The organism is Mycobacterium sp. NGS19, from assembly GCF_059813155.1.
In genome coordinates, this window is record NZ_JCALEB010000006.1 from 348447 (window position 1) to 364448 (window position 16002).

Annotated in this window: 14 protein-coding genes and 1 tRNA gene; 5 read left to right on the forward strand and 10 right to left on the reverse strand. The window is 65.3% G+C overall.

Annotation, left to right across the window (positions count from 1 at the left end):
- Position 1: 1 nt before the first annotated feature.
- On the reverse strand, positions 2 to 1075 hold the full coding sequence (locus AC5Y4N_RS18860; protein ID WP_499908625.1) for an NAD(P)H-dependent amine dehydrogenase family protein: 1074 nt from the start codon (positions 1073 to 1075) through the stop codon (positions 2 to 4).
- Positions 1076 to 1087: 12 nt separating this feature from the next.
- A complete protein-coding gene (locus tag AC5Y4N_RS18865) occupies positions 1088 to 2074 on the reverse strand; it encodes an LLM class flavin-dependent oxidoreductase (RefSeq protein ID WP_499908627.1) in 987 nt (328 codons plus the stop codon).
- A 117-nt stretch (positions 2075 to 2191) separates the two neighbouring features.
- Here AC5Y4N_RS18865 and AC5Y4N_RS18870 point away from each other — a divergent pair, with 117 nt between their 5' ends.
- Together AC5Y4N_RS18870 and AC5Y4N_RS18875 are read left to right on the forward strand one after the other, a co-directional pair.
- Positions 2192 to 3295, forward strand: coding sequence for an NAD(P)H-dependent amine dehydrogenase family protein (locus AC5Y4N_RS18870; RefSeq protein WP_499908629.1), 1104 nt, complete (start codon positions 2192 to 2194; stop codon positions 3293 to 3295).
- A gap of 94 nt (positions 3296 to 3389) precedes the next feature.
- Positions 3390 to 3752: a hypothetical protein gene (locus AC5Y4N_RS18875; protein WP_499908631.1), complete on the forward strand. Its 363-nt coding sequence runs from the start codon at positions 3390 to 3392 to the stop codon at positions 3750 to 3752.
- Positions 3753 to 3756: 4 nt separating this feature from the next.
- On the opposite strand, the gene asnB is transcribed toward AC5Y4N_RS18875, so the two are convergent.
- A complete protein-coding gene (gene asnB, locus AC5Y4N_RS18880) occupies positions 3757 to 5586 on the reverse strand; it encodes an asparagine synthase (glutamine-hydrolyzing) (RefSeq protein WP_499908633.1) in 1830 nt (609 codons plus the stop codon).
- A 227-nt stretch (positions 5587 to 5813) separates the two neighbouring features.
- On the opposite strand from asnB, the gene aceA reads away from it, so the two are divergent.
- On the forward strand, positions 5814 to 8114 hold the full coding sequence (gene aceA / locus AC5Y4N_RS18885) for an isocitrate lyase ICL2 (protein ID WP_499908635.1): 2301 nt from the start codon (positions 5814 to 5816) through the stop codon (positions 8112 to 8114).
- Positions 8115 to 8147: 33 nt separating this feature from the next.
- Here aceA and ripD read toward each other — a convergent pair whose 3' ends face one another.
- On the reverse strand, positions 8148 to 8639 hold the full coding sequence (ripD, locus tag AC5Y4N_RS18890) for an NlpC/P60 family peptidoglycan-binding protein RipD (protein WP_499908637.1): 492 nt from the start codon (positions 8637 to 8639) through the stop codon (positions 8148 to 8150).
- Between the two features lie 233 nt (positions 8640 to 8872).
- Here ripD and AC5Y4N_RS18895 point away from each other — a divergent pair, with 233 nt between their 5' ends.
- Positions 8873 to 9295 carry a DUF5313 domain-containing protein gene (locus tag AC5Y4N_RS18895; protein WP_499908639.1) on the forward strand — a complete coding sequence of 141 codons (423 nt, stop codon included), beginning with the start codon at positions 8873 to 8875 and terminating at the stop codon, positions 9293 to 9295.
- Positions 9296 to 9350: 55 nt separating this feature from the next.
- Here the strand turns inward: AC5Y4N_RS18895 and AC5Y4N_RS18900 are convergent, their stop codons facing one another.
- Positions 9351 to 11327: a cadherin-like domain-containing protein gene (locus AC5Y4N_RS18900; protein WP_499908641.1), complete on the reverse strand. Its 1977-nt coding sequence runs from the start codon at positions 11325 to 11327 to the stop codon at positions 9351 to 9353.
- A 97-nt stretch (positions 11328 to 11424) separates the two neighbouring features.
- Here AC5Y4N_RS18900 and AC5Y4N_RS18905 point away from each other — a divergent pair, with 97 nt between their 5' ends.
- Entirely contained in the window at positions 11425 to 11796 is a 372-nt protein-coding gene (locus AC5Y4N_RS18905) for a hypothetical protein (protein WP_499908643.1), read from the forward strand.
- A gap of 471 nt (positions 11797 to 12267) precedes the next feature.
- On the opposite strand, the gene AC5Y4N_RS18910 is transcribed toward AC5Y4N_RS18905, so the two are convergent.
- The 5 genes from AC5Y4N_RS18910 to AC5Y4N_RS18930 form a co-directional block, all read right to left on the reverse strand.
- Positions 12268 to 12341 (reverse strand) — tRNA-Pro (locus AC5Y4N_RS18910).
- Positions 12342 to 12391: 50 nt separating this feature from the next.
- Positions 12392 to 13159, reverse strand: coding sequence for a sulfite exporter TauE/SafE family protein (locus AC5Y4N_RS18915; RefSeq protein WP_499908645.1), 768 nt, complete (start codon positions 13157 to 13159; stop codon positions 12392 to 12394).
- 18 nt (positions 13160 to 13177) lie between these two features.
- A complete protein-coding gene (gene der, locus AC5Y4N_RS18920) occupies positions 13178 to 14578 on the reverse strand; it encodes a ribosome biogenesis GTPase Der (RefSeq protein WP_499908647.1) in 1401 nt (466 codons plus the stop codon).
- Positions 14575 to 15261: a (d)CMP kinase gene (cmk, locus tag AC5Y4N_RS18925; protein WP_499908649.1), complete on the reverse strand. Its 687-nt coding sequence runs from the start codon at positions 15259 to 15261 to the stop codon at positions 14575 to 14577. Before cmk ends, der begins: the two co-directional genes overlap by 4 nt.
- Positions 15258 to 16001: a pseudouridine synthase gene (locus tag AC5Y4N_RS18930; protein ID WP_499908651.1), complete on the reverse strand. Its 744-nt coding sequence runs from the start codon at positions 15999 to 16001 to the stop codon at positions 15258 to 15260. The genes cmk and AC5Y4N_RS18930 overlap by 4 nt, the downstream gene beginning before the upstream one ends.
- Position 16002: the final 1 nt, after the last annotated feature.

Consider the following 16002-nt stretch of genomic DNA (forward strand, 5'->3'; position numbering starts at 1 on the left):
TTCATCCGAAAGCGTGCCGGGGCAGCGTCATCGGCAGGTCAAGTGAACTCAGAAGTCCCGCAGGCGCTTTCACGACATAAGGGATGGCGTTGACGACGCGCATGGCGGTGCCGGTCATTGCGGCCCGGCCCGCAGCGCGGCCCTCCGCGGCGCCCATGGTCATCGAACAGTGGATGTCGGGATCGCCCTCGATGTCCACGCGATAGGTCGCGTCGTATTCCGAATTGGGCCAGTCCGGGGCGACATCGCGGGCCATCCGGATGATGTGCTCGACGACGATCGCGTCCTTTCCGTCGACGACTCCGGCGACTCGCGTGCGTACTGCTCCGCATGTGCCCGCTTTGATCGTGCCGAATGCGACTTCGATGTCTCTGTCTGTGACCCGACGGTCCAGCGAGCCCGTGACCTCGCAAATGTCGACGCCGAGACCGTCCGCAATAAGGTAAATTGGTGCGCCCCAAGCCAATTGCATGAATCCGGGTGTCTTGAGCATCGGCTCGAAAGTCAGCGGCCGGCCGAACCCCATCCCGTCCATCATCACCTCGGCGACGGGATAGTGGTCGTTGAGCGCGACTTCGGTGACGGTCAATGTCCGGATGGTCTTGGACTGTGTCGACAGCAGCAGCGCGAGGTGATCTGACGCAAAGCCCGGAAAGATGCCTGAGACGTAGAACGAGACGTTGGCAGACTTCGATGCGGCCTCGAGTTGATCGTGCCATTCCTTCGCGAAGTAGGCGGGCGGGTAGACCAGGCTGGTGGACGTCGTCGACACCACGTTGATGCCGGCCTCGAGCAACCGCAGATAGTCGGGAACCGCGGCGGCGTCACGCTCCGGGCCGCTCGCGGCATACACGACGCAGTCGGGCTGCAGCGCGATCAGCGCCTCGGCGTCGTTGCTCGCCGCGATCCCGACGGGTTCCCCACCCGCGAGCTCGCCGGCATCGCGGCCGACCTTGTCCGGTGAATGCACCCACACGCCCACCAATTCGAGGTCCGGCCGGTGCCGGACCGCATCGACAGCGATAGAACCCACACCACCGGTCGACCAGACGACGACGCGAATTGGCTTGGTCACGAACAGTTCTCCTCAGCCGGTTCTGGATACCTGAGCGCGCTCGACAGCGCTCGCAGCACGTTCGAGGTAGGGCCATGCCAGCTGTGGCGGTAGTCCGCCGCACAGTGGCAGCAGCTGCAACCCCCGCCCGCCGGCCACGTAGGCGCTCGCTTCGTCGACCGTGAAAATGCGGTACGGACTCGGGCCCGCCCGAAGTTCGTCGACGCTTCGGGCACGCGAAATGCTGGCCACTGTCTCGTCGCCGTGCCGGTACGCGGCGGCGGTCACCGCGTCGTGGAGCAGATATTGGCCGAGTTCGTCCCACGCGCGATCGACGTCGTCGGCGACGAACACCGCCGTGGGGGCATTGCTATCGGGGAACTGGACCATACCCGGTTGGCGGCCGTTGGCGCGGCACTGCGCTTCGTAAAAGTCCTTGAGCGCAGGCGAATGCACTTGGGAGATGAACCCAAGCCCATAGCGGGCCGCCCGTTTCGCAGCCGCAGCACTGCCGCCTGCGATCATGATCAGCGGACCACCGGGGGTCGCGCACGGCGGGGTTACGTGGATGCGGCGGCCATCGTGGTCGACCGGCTGACCTTTGAGCAGCGCCAGCAGCAGTCCCAATTTCTCGTCGGCGAGCATGCCGCGTCGGGGCATGTCGACGCCGAAGTGTTCATACTCCTGCGCGCGGTGCCCGATGCCAAACGCGTAGAGGACCCGCCCCTTGCTGATGTTGTCCAGCACACTGATCTCTTCGGCGAGGCGCACCGGGTCCCATAACGGAATCACCACGGCGGCCAGCAGAATCGCCAAGCGTTCGGTGCGCGCGGCGATCGCGGATGCCAGGATCGTCGGCGCGGGTAGATGGCCGTCCTCGGCGCCATGGTGCTCGGACAGCACCGCCACGACTGCGCCCCTCGTCTCGGCCCACGCGCACATCTCGATGGCGGCGCTGTAGAGCTCGGGGGCCGAGGCGCCGATGGCCGGCGCGCGCATGTCGAACCGCAGCGTGATCATCCGGGCCGCGACTCTACGCCGGAACAGATGTTTGGTCTAGTGTGAGCACCCAGTGATCGGCGCCGCTCCACCAGTCGGCGAGTCCGGACCGGTCCAGCGATCTATCGAAGGAGAGCTATGGCGTCAGCCGCGAAGCGAGTAGTCGTGTGGTCCACGGGCGGCATCGGGTCCATCGCGATCCGCGCCATTTCGCGCCGACCTGATCTCGAGCTGATCGGGGTCTGGGTGCACTCGGACGAGAAGGTCGGCAAGGACGCCGGGGAACTGGCCGGCGGTGAATCTATCGGGGTGGCCGCGACCAACGACGCCGATGCGTTGATTGCGCTCAAGCCCGACTGCGTCGTGTATGCCGCAAGCGGACCGGAGCGCGACGCCATCGCTATCCCGGACTATGTACGGCTGCTCGAGTCCGGCATCAATGTCGTCACGACGAGCACGACGCGCTTGGTCAATCCGTCGGCATACGAGCCGGCGGAATGGCGAGACCAGATGGCGGCCGCCGCGAAGACGGGCCAGGCGTCCCTCTACGCCTCGGGAATCGAACCGGGGTTCGCAGCCGACTATCTGCCGCTGGTACTGATGACTCAGTCGGCCTCGATCGAGAAGGTTCACGCATACGAGATCGGAATGTACGACGACTACGGGGTCGCGGACATCATGATCAACGGCATGGGCTTCGGGCAGCCACTCGACTACACGCCGTGGGTCAGCTTCCCCGGTGCCATTGCCGGAGAGTGGCAGGGCCAGATCCGGCTCGTGGCTGAGGCATTGGGTGTCGAGGTCGAGGAAATCCGCGAGAACTTCGACCGTAGGACGACAGATCGGACTTTCGACGTAGCGTTCGGCACCGTGGAAGCCGGAACCTGCGCCGCGCTGCGCATGCAGGCGATCGGCGTCGTCGACGGGCGCGAAGCGATCGTGATCGAACACGTGACTCGGCTGGCGCACGATGTCGCACCGGAATGGCCGCAGGGCATCGGCGACATGTCCTACCGAGTGGTGATCCAGGGCCAGCCGGACATCGACTGCACGATGGCAGTGAGCCTCCGGGATCGTGAACGCGCCGGTATTTCGGGCATGGCCGCCGGCGCGGGGGCAATGGTCGCCACCGCGATGCGCGTCGTGAATGCAATTCCACACGTGGTCGAGGCGCCCCCGGGATTGCTCAGCTCGCTCGATCTGCCGCTGACACTTCCGCGCAACGCCTTCGCTTCTGCGTGAGAGTGCACGCTTCGTCTCGACCAGTTTTCCGCCGCGGCACACCGGTCAGACGGATACGCTCGGTTCGACGCGGCGAAATGTTGGAGGGCAAGTCATGCGCAAGCTCGCGCTGATGGCGGCCGGCGTGGTGCTGCTGTGTGCCGCAGCAGCACCGGCGTCAGCTGACCCGGTCATCTATCCCCCGCGCTACGGCAGCAGCGGAATCTACGCTGTCGGCGGGCGGACGGTCGAGGGCCTCACCGCGTCGATCCCGCCCGGGCATTACCGCGTCGACCCGGCGCCGGGAATCTTCAAAGCTCCAGGCTTTTGGCTGCGATGCAGCGGAGTGCCGTGCTCGCCGACCAATCCCGAGCACATCATCGCCACCGGCGACTATCCCGACAGCACGCTGATGGAGATCCTGCCCAGCGACACCGCGGTCTACCTGTTCAACGTGACGCTTAACTTCCTCGGCTGACGCATCAGAACACGATCTCCGGGCGGTACAGGTCCAGCCACACCGCCAGGTCCAGGACCCGTTCGATGCGTGTCCGGTCCACCGGCTGCAGCGTCGCGGGATCCAACCGGGTGATGTTCTCCAGTGCCTCGCGGTCGATCAGGTTGAACAGCCCGTCGTCCCCGGAACCCAGAAGGTCCTTGGCGTGTGCCTGAATGGCGGCGCCATATTGCGGATCGGAGGTCGACGGGTACGGGCTCTTCACGCGGTTCACCACCGACTCGGGCAGCACGTCGCGTGTTGCGCCCCGCAGCAGGCTCTTCTCCCGGCCGTCATAGGTCTTCAACGACCATGGTGTGTTGTACACGTATTCGACGAGGCGGTGGTCGCAGAACGGCACCCGCACCTCCAGCCCGACGGCCATGCTCATCCGGTCCTTGCGGTCCAACAGGATTCGCACGAACCGGGTGAGGTGCAGGTAGCTCATCACCCGCATCCGGTGCGTGAAATCGTCCTCCTCGTCGAGGCGCTGGACTTCGCCGACAGCTTGGGTGTAGCGGTCGCGCATGAACGTGTCGAGATCGACGGCGGATCGCACTGCCGGCGTGAGGATCTCGCCGCTGGTGTCGATCGGGCCGTCGCCGATCGCGATCCACGGGAAAGCATCCGTCTGCTGGACCTGCGGATCGTGGAACTGCCGGTAGCCGCCGAAGATCTCGTCTGCCGACTCCCCCGACAGCGCCACCGTCGACTTCTGACGAATTGCCTTGAACAGCAAGTAAAGTGACGCGTCCATGTCGCCGAGTCCGAGCGGCATGTCCCGAGCGCCGACAACTTTGCGGCGGAGATCCATGTCGGCGAGCTGGTTGTGATCGAGGACGATGTCGGTGTGGTCAGAGCCGACATGCTTGGCCACGTCGTGCACGTACGGCGTATCCATGGTCTGCCGCATCGCGGTGGGCGTGAAGTTCTCGGCCTGGTTGACGAAGTCGACGGCGAAGGTACGCACCGGCTCGCTGAGCTCGCGTGCCGACAGTGCCGTGATGGCGCTGGAATCCAAGCCGCCGGACAGCAGGACGCATTCCGGAACGTCGGCGACGAGCTGGCGACGGACGATGTCGTCGAGCAGCTCGCGCACCTTGCCAACGGTGGTGTCGCGGTCGTCGGTGTGAACCTTGGATTCGAGGCGCCAGTAGGTGCGTTCGCGCACGCCGCGCTCGTCCACAGTGACGATGCTGCCGGGCTCGACCTCCTGCATCCCTTTCCACACTGCGTGTTTGGGGGTCTTGACCGGGACGAGGATCTCACGCAGACCGTCGATGTCGACGACCCGTTTGGCAAGGGGGTTCGCCAAGATCGCCTTCGGCTCGCTGCCGAACAGCACGCCGTGCGGCGTGGGATAGAAGTAGAACGGCTTGATGCCCATCCGGTCGCGGATCATCACGAGCTTGCGGTCGCGGGAGTCCCAGATCGCGAACGCGTACATGCCGTTGAGTCGGTCGGCCACGGCTTCGCCCCACTGAAGGTAGCCGCGCAGCACAACCTCGGTATCACTGGAGGTGTGGAACGTCTCCCCCTTGGCGATCAGCTCGTCGCGCAGTTCGGTGAAGTTGTAGGCCTCCCCTGAATAGACCATGACGACGTCACCCTGCGGGGTGGTCACCGACATGGGTTGCGCGCCACCAGGGATGTCGATCACGGCAAGGCGCCGGTGCCCGAGGGCGGCGTTGTGGTCCGACCACACGCCGGAGGCGTCCGGCCCGCGGCAGGCCATGGTCTGCGTCATCGCGTCGATGGTCGCGCGCTCGCGCGAGAGGTCTCGGGAAATGTCCACCCACCCGGTGATGCCGCACATGCCGTTACCTCCGTTTGTTTCGGGGACGTAACTACATTGGTATCCTATATAAATCCCAGGCGCACCGTGACCGTGGTCACACGGGCGTCCCGAGCGCGGCGTAGCGTTGGCGCCGAAAGGGTCCAAACCGGGGCCCAGCCGGCCGTTTGCTCGCGATAATCATGGGGCCGCCGCGCTGCATGGCGTCGTCGGGGGAAGTCCGGGCTCAACGAGGAGTGTGTAGAACTATGGCGATCATCGAGGCCGATCTGTCGGCCCCCACACCGTTCGAGCAGGACGTCGCCGCCACGCAGCGGTACTTCGAGAGCCCTCGCTTCGACGGCATCACCCGGCTTTACACCGCGCGCCAAGTGGTCGAGCAGCGGGGCACGATTCCCGTCGACTACACCGTGGCCCGCGAGGCGGCGGCTGCCTTCTATGACCGGCTCCGCGAACTGTTCGCCGAGCGCAAATGCATCACCACTTTCGGCCCCTACTCGCCGGGGCAGGCCGTGACCATGAAACGCATGGGCATCGAGGGCATTTACCTCGGCGGCTGGGCGACATCCGCCAAGGGTTCCACCACCGAAGATCCCGGACCAGACCTCGCGAGCTACCCGCTGAGTCAGGTGCCCGACGAGGCCGCGGGACTGGTGCGTGCGCTTCTGACCGCCGATCGCAACCAGGAGTACCTCAGGCTGCGCATGAGCGAGGAGCAACGTGCAGCGGCAACGACGTACGACTATCGCCCGTTCATCATCGCCGACGCTGACACCGGTCACGGCGGAGATCCCCACGTGCGCAACCTGATTCGCCGCTTCGTGGAAGCCGGGGTGCCCGGGTACCACATCGAAGACCAGCGTCCCGGCACGAAGAAGTGTGGCCATCAGGGCGGCAAGGTGCTGGTTCCCTCCGACGAGCAGATCAAGCGGCTCAACGCCGCCCGCTTCCAGCTTGACATCATGCGCGTGCCGGGCATCATCGTCGCGCGAACCGACGCCGAGGCGGCCAACCTGATCGACAGCCGCGCCGACGAGCGTGACCAGCCGTTCATTCTCGGGGCCACCAACCTCCGAATCCCTTCGTACAAGTCGTGTTTCCTCGCGATGATGCGGCATTTCTACGAGTTGGGAGTCAGGGAGCTCAACGGGCACCTGTTGTACTGGCTTCCCGAAGGCGAGTACGCCGCGGCGCAGGCTTGGCTTGACAGCCATGGCATCTCGGATGTCATCGCCGAGGCGGCCGCTGCGTGGCGGCATGACGGCGATCCCTCCAATGACGCGCTTTACGACAAGGTCGAGTCGGAGTTCGTCGCGACGTGGGAGGACGACGCGGGCCTGAAGACCTACAGCGAGGCGGTCGAAGACCTCATCGCATTCGGCGAGAACGACGGTGAACCGCTGAGCATGAGCGCTGCCGAGTGGCGGGAATTCGCCAAGCGGGCCTCGCTGTATACCGCGAGCCAGAAGGCAAAGGAACTGGGCATCAGCGTGGCCTGGGACTGCGAACTGGCCAAGACCCCGGAAGGTTATTACCAACTGCGGGGCGGCATTCCGTATGCGATTGCCAAGCAATTGGCAGCTGCTCCGTTCGCCGATCTGTTGTGGATGGAGACCAAGACCGCCGATCTGGCCGATGCGCGGCAGTTCGCCGAGGCGATTCACGAGCAGTATCCGGACAAGATGCTCGCTTACAACCTGTCGCCGTCGTTCAACTGGGACACCACGGGCATGACCGATGACGAGATGCGGGCGTTCCCTGAGGAACTCGGCAAGATGGGCTTCGTCTTCAACTTCATCACCTACGGCGGGCATCAGATCGACGGCGTGGCGGCTGAGGAATTCGCCACCGCCTTGCGCCAGGACGGCATGCTGGCGCTGGCCCGGGTGCAGCGGAAGCTGCGGTTGATCGAATCCCCGTATCGCACACCGCAAACGCTCGTCGGCGGCCCGCGCAGTGATGCGGCGCTGCTGGCGTCGTCGGGTCGCACCGCGACCACCAAAGCGATGGGTAAGGGCTCGACGCAGCACCAGCACCTGGTCCAGACGGAGGTGCCGAAGAAGCTGCTGGAGGAATGGCTCGCGATCTGGGGCGAGCATTATCAGCTCGGCGAGAAGTTCCGGGTGCAGCTGCGGCCTCTTCGTGCAGGCGGAGAACTGTTGGAATTGGGCATCTTTGGCGAGCGCGAGGGCGGCGAGGAAGAAAAGCTGGCCAACGTGATCGTCGACCCGATCAAGGACCGCTACGGCCGCAGCATCCTGACGGTGCGCGACCAGAACACGTTCGCGGAGAAGCTACGCCAGAAGCGGTTGATGACATTGGTTCACCTGTGGCTGGTGCACCGCTTCAAGGCTGAGGCGGTGTACTACGTGACGCCTACGGAGGACAACAAGTATCAGACGCAGAAGATGAAGTCGCACGGCATCTTCCGCGACGTCCATCAGGATGTGGGCGAGATCATCGTGGCCGAGGTGAACAAACCTCGCATTGAAGAACTGCTGGCTTCCGATCGGAAGGCGCTGCAGCGGTTGATCCGCAAGGAGGACTGAAGCGCTGTTGGCGGGGGTGACTCGCGCCTACAGTCACCACTCGATCACGCGGACGAGGTATGGCGTCATGCCTGCCGTACGTACCGGAGACACCGTGACGACGGGATCGGTGGCCTCGATCATCTGGCCGTTGCCGATGAACAGCGCCACACTCTGGGTGCCTTCCGGACCGTAGAAGAGGAGGTCGCCGGGCAGTGCCTGAGTGGGCAGGATCTTACGGCCGACCAGGTACTGCTGACCGGACGACCGCGGCATCTTCAGGCCCGCGCCGGCGAAGGCATACTGGATCAGGCCGGAGGCGTCGAATCCGACTGTCGGGACGGCCGGGTCGGTACCGCGGCTAGGACCGGAGACATTGCCGCCGCCGTAGACGAAGGGCACGCCGCGCTGTGAGAGGGCGCGCGCGATGACATTGTTGATCAGTTGTTGGTGAGTTACGGGTCCGGCCAACGTATCGGCGGTCGCGGTACCGGGCAGCGCCAGCAGCATGGCCAGGCTGGCCGCAACGGCCCAGATGCGCCTCATGGGAACTACACCCTTTCTGATCGAGCGCTGCATGCATTTGCGCAGCAGTCACTGCAGCCACTTCTTTAACGCAATAGTGCCAGCAGCCTTCTGGCCGAACGGCTTTCGGACGAAGATCGTCTCCGGACCGTGACCGAACGGTGACGTGTCGACGTCCCTCCCATTTCGGTGACAATGGGGTAGGCGGCCGCCGCGGCGGGTATTCGTCACTAACGACACAGCAACGGAGCGCTATGGCAACCGCACGACCTAATGTTCTGCAGTACATCGCGTACTCGTATGGGCTGATGCGCTTGCCCGAGTCGATGCGGGAGTGGGTCGCGCGTGATCTCGCCGGCAAGGGAGCCGTGCGCCGGTTCATGATTCTGGCGGCGATACCGCCGTTCGTCGTTCTCGCGCCGTTCTGGTTGTTGCCTGCCTCGCTGTACGTGCACATCGAGATGACGCTGCCGATCTACATCTGGGCGCTTTTGATTTCACTTGCCCTGAACAAAGTGTGGAGACGGCACCGGCTGGCCCAGCACGGGTTGGATCCGAATTTGGTCGACGTGCTCAAGCGTGAACGGGAAGCACAAAAACACGAGGACTACATCCGGCGCTTTGGACCGCGCCCGGAAGACGCGAAGTGGCAGGCCAACAGCAATCCGTTCTTCTGACCGTCGAGCCGGATCGCACTGCTGACTTCTGCGCTTCACGTTGCGCCCGGCGACCTCAGGGCTGAGGAAGGATGTCCACTTCCACCGATTGTGTTGTGGTGGCACCGTACTTGTCGGTGACCGTGATGTCGAAGGTGTCCGTCGTCGGTCCACCCGAGGCCGCGGCGCGGCGCGCGGCAGAAGTCGGGGTGTACGTGAACGTGCCCTTGCTCGACGACAAGGACACGGTGCCGGACGTCGGCTTCTTCGACACGGAGAATGAGTAAGGGTCCTGGTCCGGATCAGAGGCGGGCACCGAGCCCTTGATGGCCCCACTCGCCGCGGGGTCACCTTTGATGGCCGTCCCTGCGGTGGGCGCCTGATCCGACGGTGCAATCGTGGCTGTCACGCTCACTGTCTTTACTCCGCCGTGCCCGTCGTCGACGGCGACGGTGAACTTGTCGGTGTCTGTGCTCCACGTATCGCGGGCCTTTTGGCGCGCTTCGTCCGTCGGGGTGTAGGTGAATGTTCCGTCCGAATTCAGCGTCACCGACCCGGAGGCAGGATCTGTCTTGCTGTAAGTGACCGCGTCGTTGTCGGCGTCGGCGACCGCGACGGAGCCGGTGACCGTTCCACCGACAGGGTCCGGCTTTTTCACCGTTGCCTTGGCCGAGGGCGCGGCGTTCTTCGGTACGACGTCGACGGTTATCTCCTGCGTGTCTGTGCCCAGGAAGCCGTCGTAGACCGCGATCGTGAAGGTGTCTTTCTTCGCCGCCTCGGTCGCGGTGGTCGCGGCGGCGGCGTGGCGGGCGGCCGGGGTCGGCGTGTATGTGTACGAACCCGTCGGCGTCACCGTGACGGTGCCCTTGTCTGAGTACGTGGCGGAGTAGGTGAGCTTGTCGCCCTCGGCGTCGGACGCCGTCACCTTGCCCGCGACCTTGCCGGTCGTCGTGCTCGGCTTGCTCTGGCTGACGTTGGTGATTTTGGGCGCCGTGTCGGGCATCCCCGGTTTCAGCCGGAGGACGACAGCCTGACCGTTGTGATCGCCGGTGCCACCGTTGGCCAGATCAACGTCGTCGAGCCGCTCGGCGACGCGGTTCTCGACGAGCTGCTGTGCCAGGTCATTACGCGCCGTGTTGAAGGAGACGTATTGGTGCACGGATCCTTCGGTGCTGAACGCGCCGGTCCACACATAACCTTGGCCTTCCACGAACGCGGGCCCGAACATCCGGCCGTGATCGCTCCCGTCGGCGAAGGCCTGCAATAAGCCGATGGGCTGTTGACTGTAGGTGGTGCCGTTGATTTCGGCCTGATAGCCGGTGCTGTGCAAGCCCTGAGCCGGGAAGCCGGCCACTTTCATGGCCCGGTTCAGTTTCGCGGCGGATTCCGCTTCGCTGGTCGACGTCGGGTCGACGATGACGACGTTGATCGGCTCTGCAGGGACCTGCCCGCCCCAATTCGACACCTGCCCATCGGATTTCAGCATCCATTTACCGAGGCTTCCGAATGGAGTTGAGGCCACATCGCCGGGTTGTGGGTTCGCCGTTTCCGCGGCGGCGGCGACAAGACTGCGCGGCGCCACGGTGCTCGGCGCCGCAGTCGAAGCTTGAGTGAGGGAGATCTGTTCGATCTCACGGCGAATCAGCTGCAGCGCGCCCAGAACAACGGGCGCAGGGGCGACCGGAACATCGCCGGTGCCCACGCCCGACGACGTGATGCCGACCGCGGCGAGCAGACTCGAGACCACCTTGGCGATCGGGTTCGCAGGCGGCACCGCGGTCACGGTCAGCGGCTTGCGCACCAGAGCTTCGCCGGGCTGGCGCAAGGCCGCGGCGGCGTCGTCAACCCAAGAGCGCATCGGCGACGTCGCTGCGAAGGTGATCTGGCGCTCCGCGGACGCAAGGGTGCCCGCGCTGGCGACTGCGTCATTTCGGGCGGCGATGCGGGCGGTATCGGCCGAGAGGGAGGTCGGCTTGTCGGTTCCCGCGGTCGCCAGCGTGCGGGCCGGACCCGTCGGCTCGAAGTTGTTGTTGCGGTGCGGTCGCGTCGTCACTGCCGGCTTCTGGTCCCAGCTGGCAGACGTACTGGAGTCAGCGGGCTCGGAGGCTCGGCCGGCCGATTCGTCGGGGGTTGGGGCACGAGGGCGGCCGATGGCAGACAGTCGGTCGGCGATGTCGCTGAGGCTCGGCACGCGGGCGGGAGCAGGGTTGCGCATTCCGCCGGGGCTGCGCACGACCACGGACGGGCCGGTGCTGTTGGAACCCGAGACGGAGTCCGAGGTCTTTGATTGTCCCGAGTCGCTGCCCGACACCGACGGGCCGCCGGTGGTGCCCGATGTCGACGGCGGTGTGGCTGTGCCGCGTTGGCTTGACGAGTCGGGTTGGCCATTGGACGAGGTCTTGTCGGAACCCGAGGTGGAAGAGTCGGTGTCGGTGGGCTTGGCCCAAGCGATGCCCGGTGGGCACGCGATGGCCGCGCCGATTCCCAGGGCAGCGGCCAGCAAGCCCACACGGGCGATGTAGCGGGCGTATTGCAGTGGCGGACGGTGTGCCGACCCAGCGGGACGCACGTGAGAGCGCGCCGTGGCTGATCGAAGCGCCCTGCCGTCGTCGCGACGTTGCGGGTGCACCGGAGCCCGCAACGTCAACCCGTAGTCGAACCGCTCCGCCGGCGACTCCTGACACGGATTTGCTGTCGAGTCCATGACCGGCTCCTCCTTGATGGCTGGTGTGGTTAGCCGACATGGCTTCGCTCCACTCTGACATGCCGCGTCGGGAGTTTGAAGGGACGAAATGCCCCATTCATCGCCGGTATGGCGCGCCGACTCTGCCGTTGCTCAGTAGCGCAGGAAACGATCGATCGAGGGGGACTTCTGGCACTCGTATAAGCAATCAGTGGCGATCGTATTGCTATCGATGGTCGCGTTTGCCGCGCACGATTCCATGGCTTAGGCCGGTGAGACGAAAACAGGTTGTTGACCTGCAGAAGAAGAGTCGGGCTGACAGGATTTGAACCTGCGACCCCTACACCCCCAGTGTAGTGCGCTACCAAACTGCGCCACAGCCCGTTGTCGCCGAGAATGCTCGGCAGCAGCAGCAAAGCCTACCAATCACAGCGTCACAGGGTCACCAGCCGGTACAGCCCGATCAGGCCCACGACAACGATCGCCGCCCGCAGCGCATTCGGCGGCAGCCGGCGCCCGAAGTGCGCGCCGACGAAACCGCCCACCAGTGAGCCGACCGCGATCAGCGCTGCCGCCAGCCAGTTGATCCGGTCGAACGCGACCACCGTATAAGCAAGGGCGGCAACAACATTGACCACCAACGCCAGCAGGTTCTTGGCGGCATTCATCCGCTGCACGTCCTCGGGCAGGAGCGCGCCCATCACCCCCATCAGCAGGATCCCCTGCGCGGCGGTGAAGTAGCCGCCGTACACGCCGACGGCGAACGTGAGAGTCACCAACGCTGCAAGGCGTCCCGTCGGCAGTTGGTCCGGCGCCCGGCCCGCCTCCTCCGCTCGCCGGCGTGCCCAGTTTTGTATTCGCGGCCCCACCACAACGAGCACCAGTGCGGCCACCAACAGCACCGGCACCACCTGCTCGAACACCTTCGCAGGCAGATGCAGCAACAGCCACGACCCCAGTGCGGCCCCCGTCAGGGACGCGAGCAGCTGCCACCGGAGTCGCAGCCACTGACCATGCAGCTCGCGTCGGTAGCCCCAGGTCCCCGACACGCTGCCGGCGACCAATCCGACGGCGTTGGACATCGTCGACGTCACCGGCGGAATTCCGAGCGTGACGAGCGTGGGGAATGTGACCAACGTGCCCGACCCCACAATTGCGTTGATCGCGCCCGCCGCGACACCCGCGAGCGCGATCAAGCTCATGTGAAAAACGGACACCGCTTACCGCGACCGCGCCTTGCGTTTCTCGCGCACGCGCACGTTGATCCGGATCGGGCTGCCCTCGAAGCCGAACGTCTCACGCAACCGCCGCTCCAGGAACCGCCGGTATCCGGCTTCGAGGAAACCCGTGGTGAACAACACGAACGTCGGCGGCCGAGCCGTGGCCTGAGTAGCGAACAGAATTCTCGGCTGTTTACCGCCGCGCACCGGCGGCGGCGTCGCCGCCACCACCTCCTTGAGCCACGTGTTCAGCCGTCCGGTCGAAATGCGCGTGTCCCAGGACGCCAGCGCGGTCTCCAGAGCGGGCACCAGCCTCTGCACCGCGCGGCCCGTCCTCGCCGAAATGTTCACCCGCGGAGCCCACTGCACCTGCACGAGTTCGCGGTCGATTTCGCGCTCCAACACCTCGCGGCGGTCTTCGTCCACCAGATCCCACTTGTTGAACGCCAGCACCAACGCACGCCCAGCCTCGATCACCATCGACAGCACACGTTGGTCTTGTTCGGTCAGCGGCTGTGACGCGTCGATGAGCACGATCACCACCTCTGCGGCGTCGATCGCGCCGTGGGTGCGTACCGACGCATAGAACTCGTGACCTCTGGCCTGGCCGACCTTGCGCCGCAAGCCCGCCGTGTCGACGAACCGCCACACCTTTCCGCCGAGCTCGATCAGCGAATCCACTGGGTCGACGGTGGTGCCGGCCACCTCATGCACCACCGAGCGCTGGTCCCCCGACAGCTTGTTCAGCAGCGAACTCTTTCCCACATTCGGCTTACCCACCAGCGCCACGCGGCGCGGACCTCCGACTGCCGCAACGGTTTCCGAGACTTCAGGAAGCGCGCCCACCACGTCGTCGAGCAGATCCGCCACGCCTCGCCCGTGCATCGCGCTGATTGGATACGGCCGGCCGAGCCCTAGTGACCACAGCTGGGCGGTGTCGGCCTCGCCGCGTTCGGTGTCGACTTTGTTGGCCGCCAGAAAGACTGGCTTCCCGGATCGTCGCAGCGTTTTGGCGGCTGCTTCGTCACCCGCGGTGGCGCCGACGACGGCGTCGACCACCAGAATGACGGCATCCGCGGTCCGCATGGCCACCGATGCCTGTTCGGCGACCAACTGCTGCAATCCTTTTGCGTCCGGCTCCCAGCCGCCAGTGTCTTGAACGACGAACCGGCGGCCGGTCCACAGCGCGTCATAGGACACCCGATCGCGGGTCACGCCCGGCACGTCCTGCACCACCGCCTCGCGACGACCCAGGATCCTGTTGACCAGCGTCGACTTTCCGACATTCGGCCGGCCGACCACCGCCACGACCGGCGGCGAAACCGACTGCACCGAGGCCTCCTCGGCACCGGCTTCGCCTATGTTCCAGTCACTTTCGTCGACCCAGGTACCGTCGCTCATCGCCGCGCCCGCGCCCGTTGCTCGACGACGTCGACCAGATGCGCAACCACCTCGGCCTCGGTCATGTTGCTTGTGTCGACGACGATCGCGTCGTCGGCCGGCCGCAGCGGCGACACCGCCCGCGTCGAATCCAGATGATCGCGGCGGCGCACGTCCGCGAGCACGCTGTCATAGTCATCCCCCAGCCCGTTGGCGATGTTCTGATCGTTGCGCCGACGCGCCCGCGTCTCTGGCGATGCCGTCAGGAAGAACTTGACGTCGGCGTCGGGAAGCACCACTGTGCCGATGTCGCGGCCCTCCACCACCACGCTGCCCTCTCCAGTCGCAAGCTCGCGCTGTAGTCGCACCAACTGTTGCCGCACGGCGGGCACCGCCGAGACTGCCGACACCGCACGTGTCACCTCGTCCGTGCGGATCATCCGCGAGACATCCTCACCCGCAAGAAAACACCGCTCCTCGTCTGGGTCATATCCCACCGACAGGGGCACGTCGGCCGCCGCTGCGCCGACGGCGTCGGGGTCAGTCACGTCGACGCCGGAGCGGAGCATGTGCAGTGTCATGATTCGGTACATAGCGCCCGTATCGAGATACCGAGCGCCGAGAGCACGGGCCACTCCCTTTGATACAGAGGACTTTCCGGTACCAGCGGGACCGTCGATCGCGATTGCGAGCGACCCGCTCACAACCCCACCGCCTTGTACAGTAGCCCGATCTCGTCCCGTCTGAGTGGTCGCAAACTCCCCGGCCGCTGATTGCCCAGCGACACCGCGCCGATGTCGGTGCGCACAAGTGACTGCACCGGATAGCCGACCGCCGCCAGCAACCGGCGGACAATCCGTTTGCGGCCCTCGTGCAGCGTCACCCGCACCATCGTCTTGCCCGGAACTGAATCCACCACAGCGAAGTCGTCGACAGCCACCGGACCGTCCTCCAGTTCCACACCGTCGCGCAGTGTCTTGCCGAGGCCGCGAGGCACCGTCCCGTTCACCGTGGCCACATAGGTTTTCGGCACTTCATACGACGGGTGCATCAGCCGGTGCGCCAATTCGCCGTCGTTGGTCAACAGGATCAGGCCTTCGGTGTCCGCGTCCAGGCGCCCGACGTGAAATAGCTTCTTGTTGCCCCGAACCCGGTGCTCGATCAAGTCGCCGATACACGGGCGCCCACGCTCGTCGGACATCGTCGAATGCACTCCGCGCGGCTTGTTCAAGGCCAGGTGCACCAATGTGTCGTCCAGCATCACCCGTGCACCGTCCACTCGAATCACCGACACACTCGGGTCCACCCTGGTGCCCAACTCGGTGACCACGTGTCCGTCGATCTCGACACGGCCGTCGAGGATCATCCGCTCCGCGACCCGCCTAGACGCGATACCGGCCTGTGACAACACTTTTTGCAGCCGGACACCTTCAGAAGACGACACG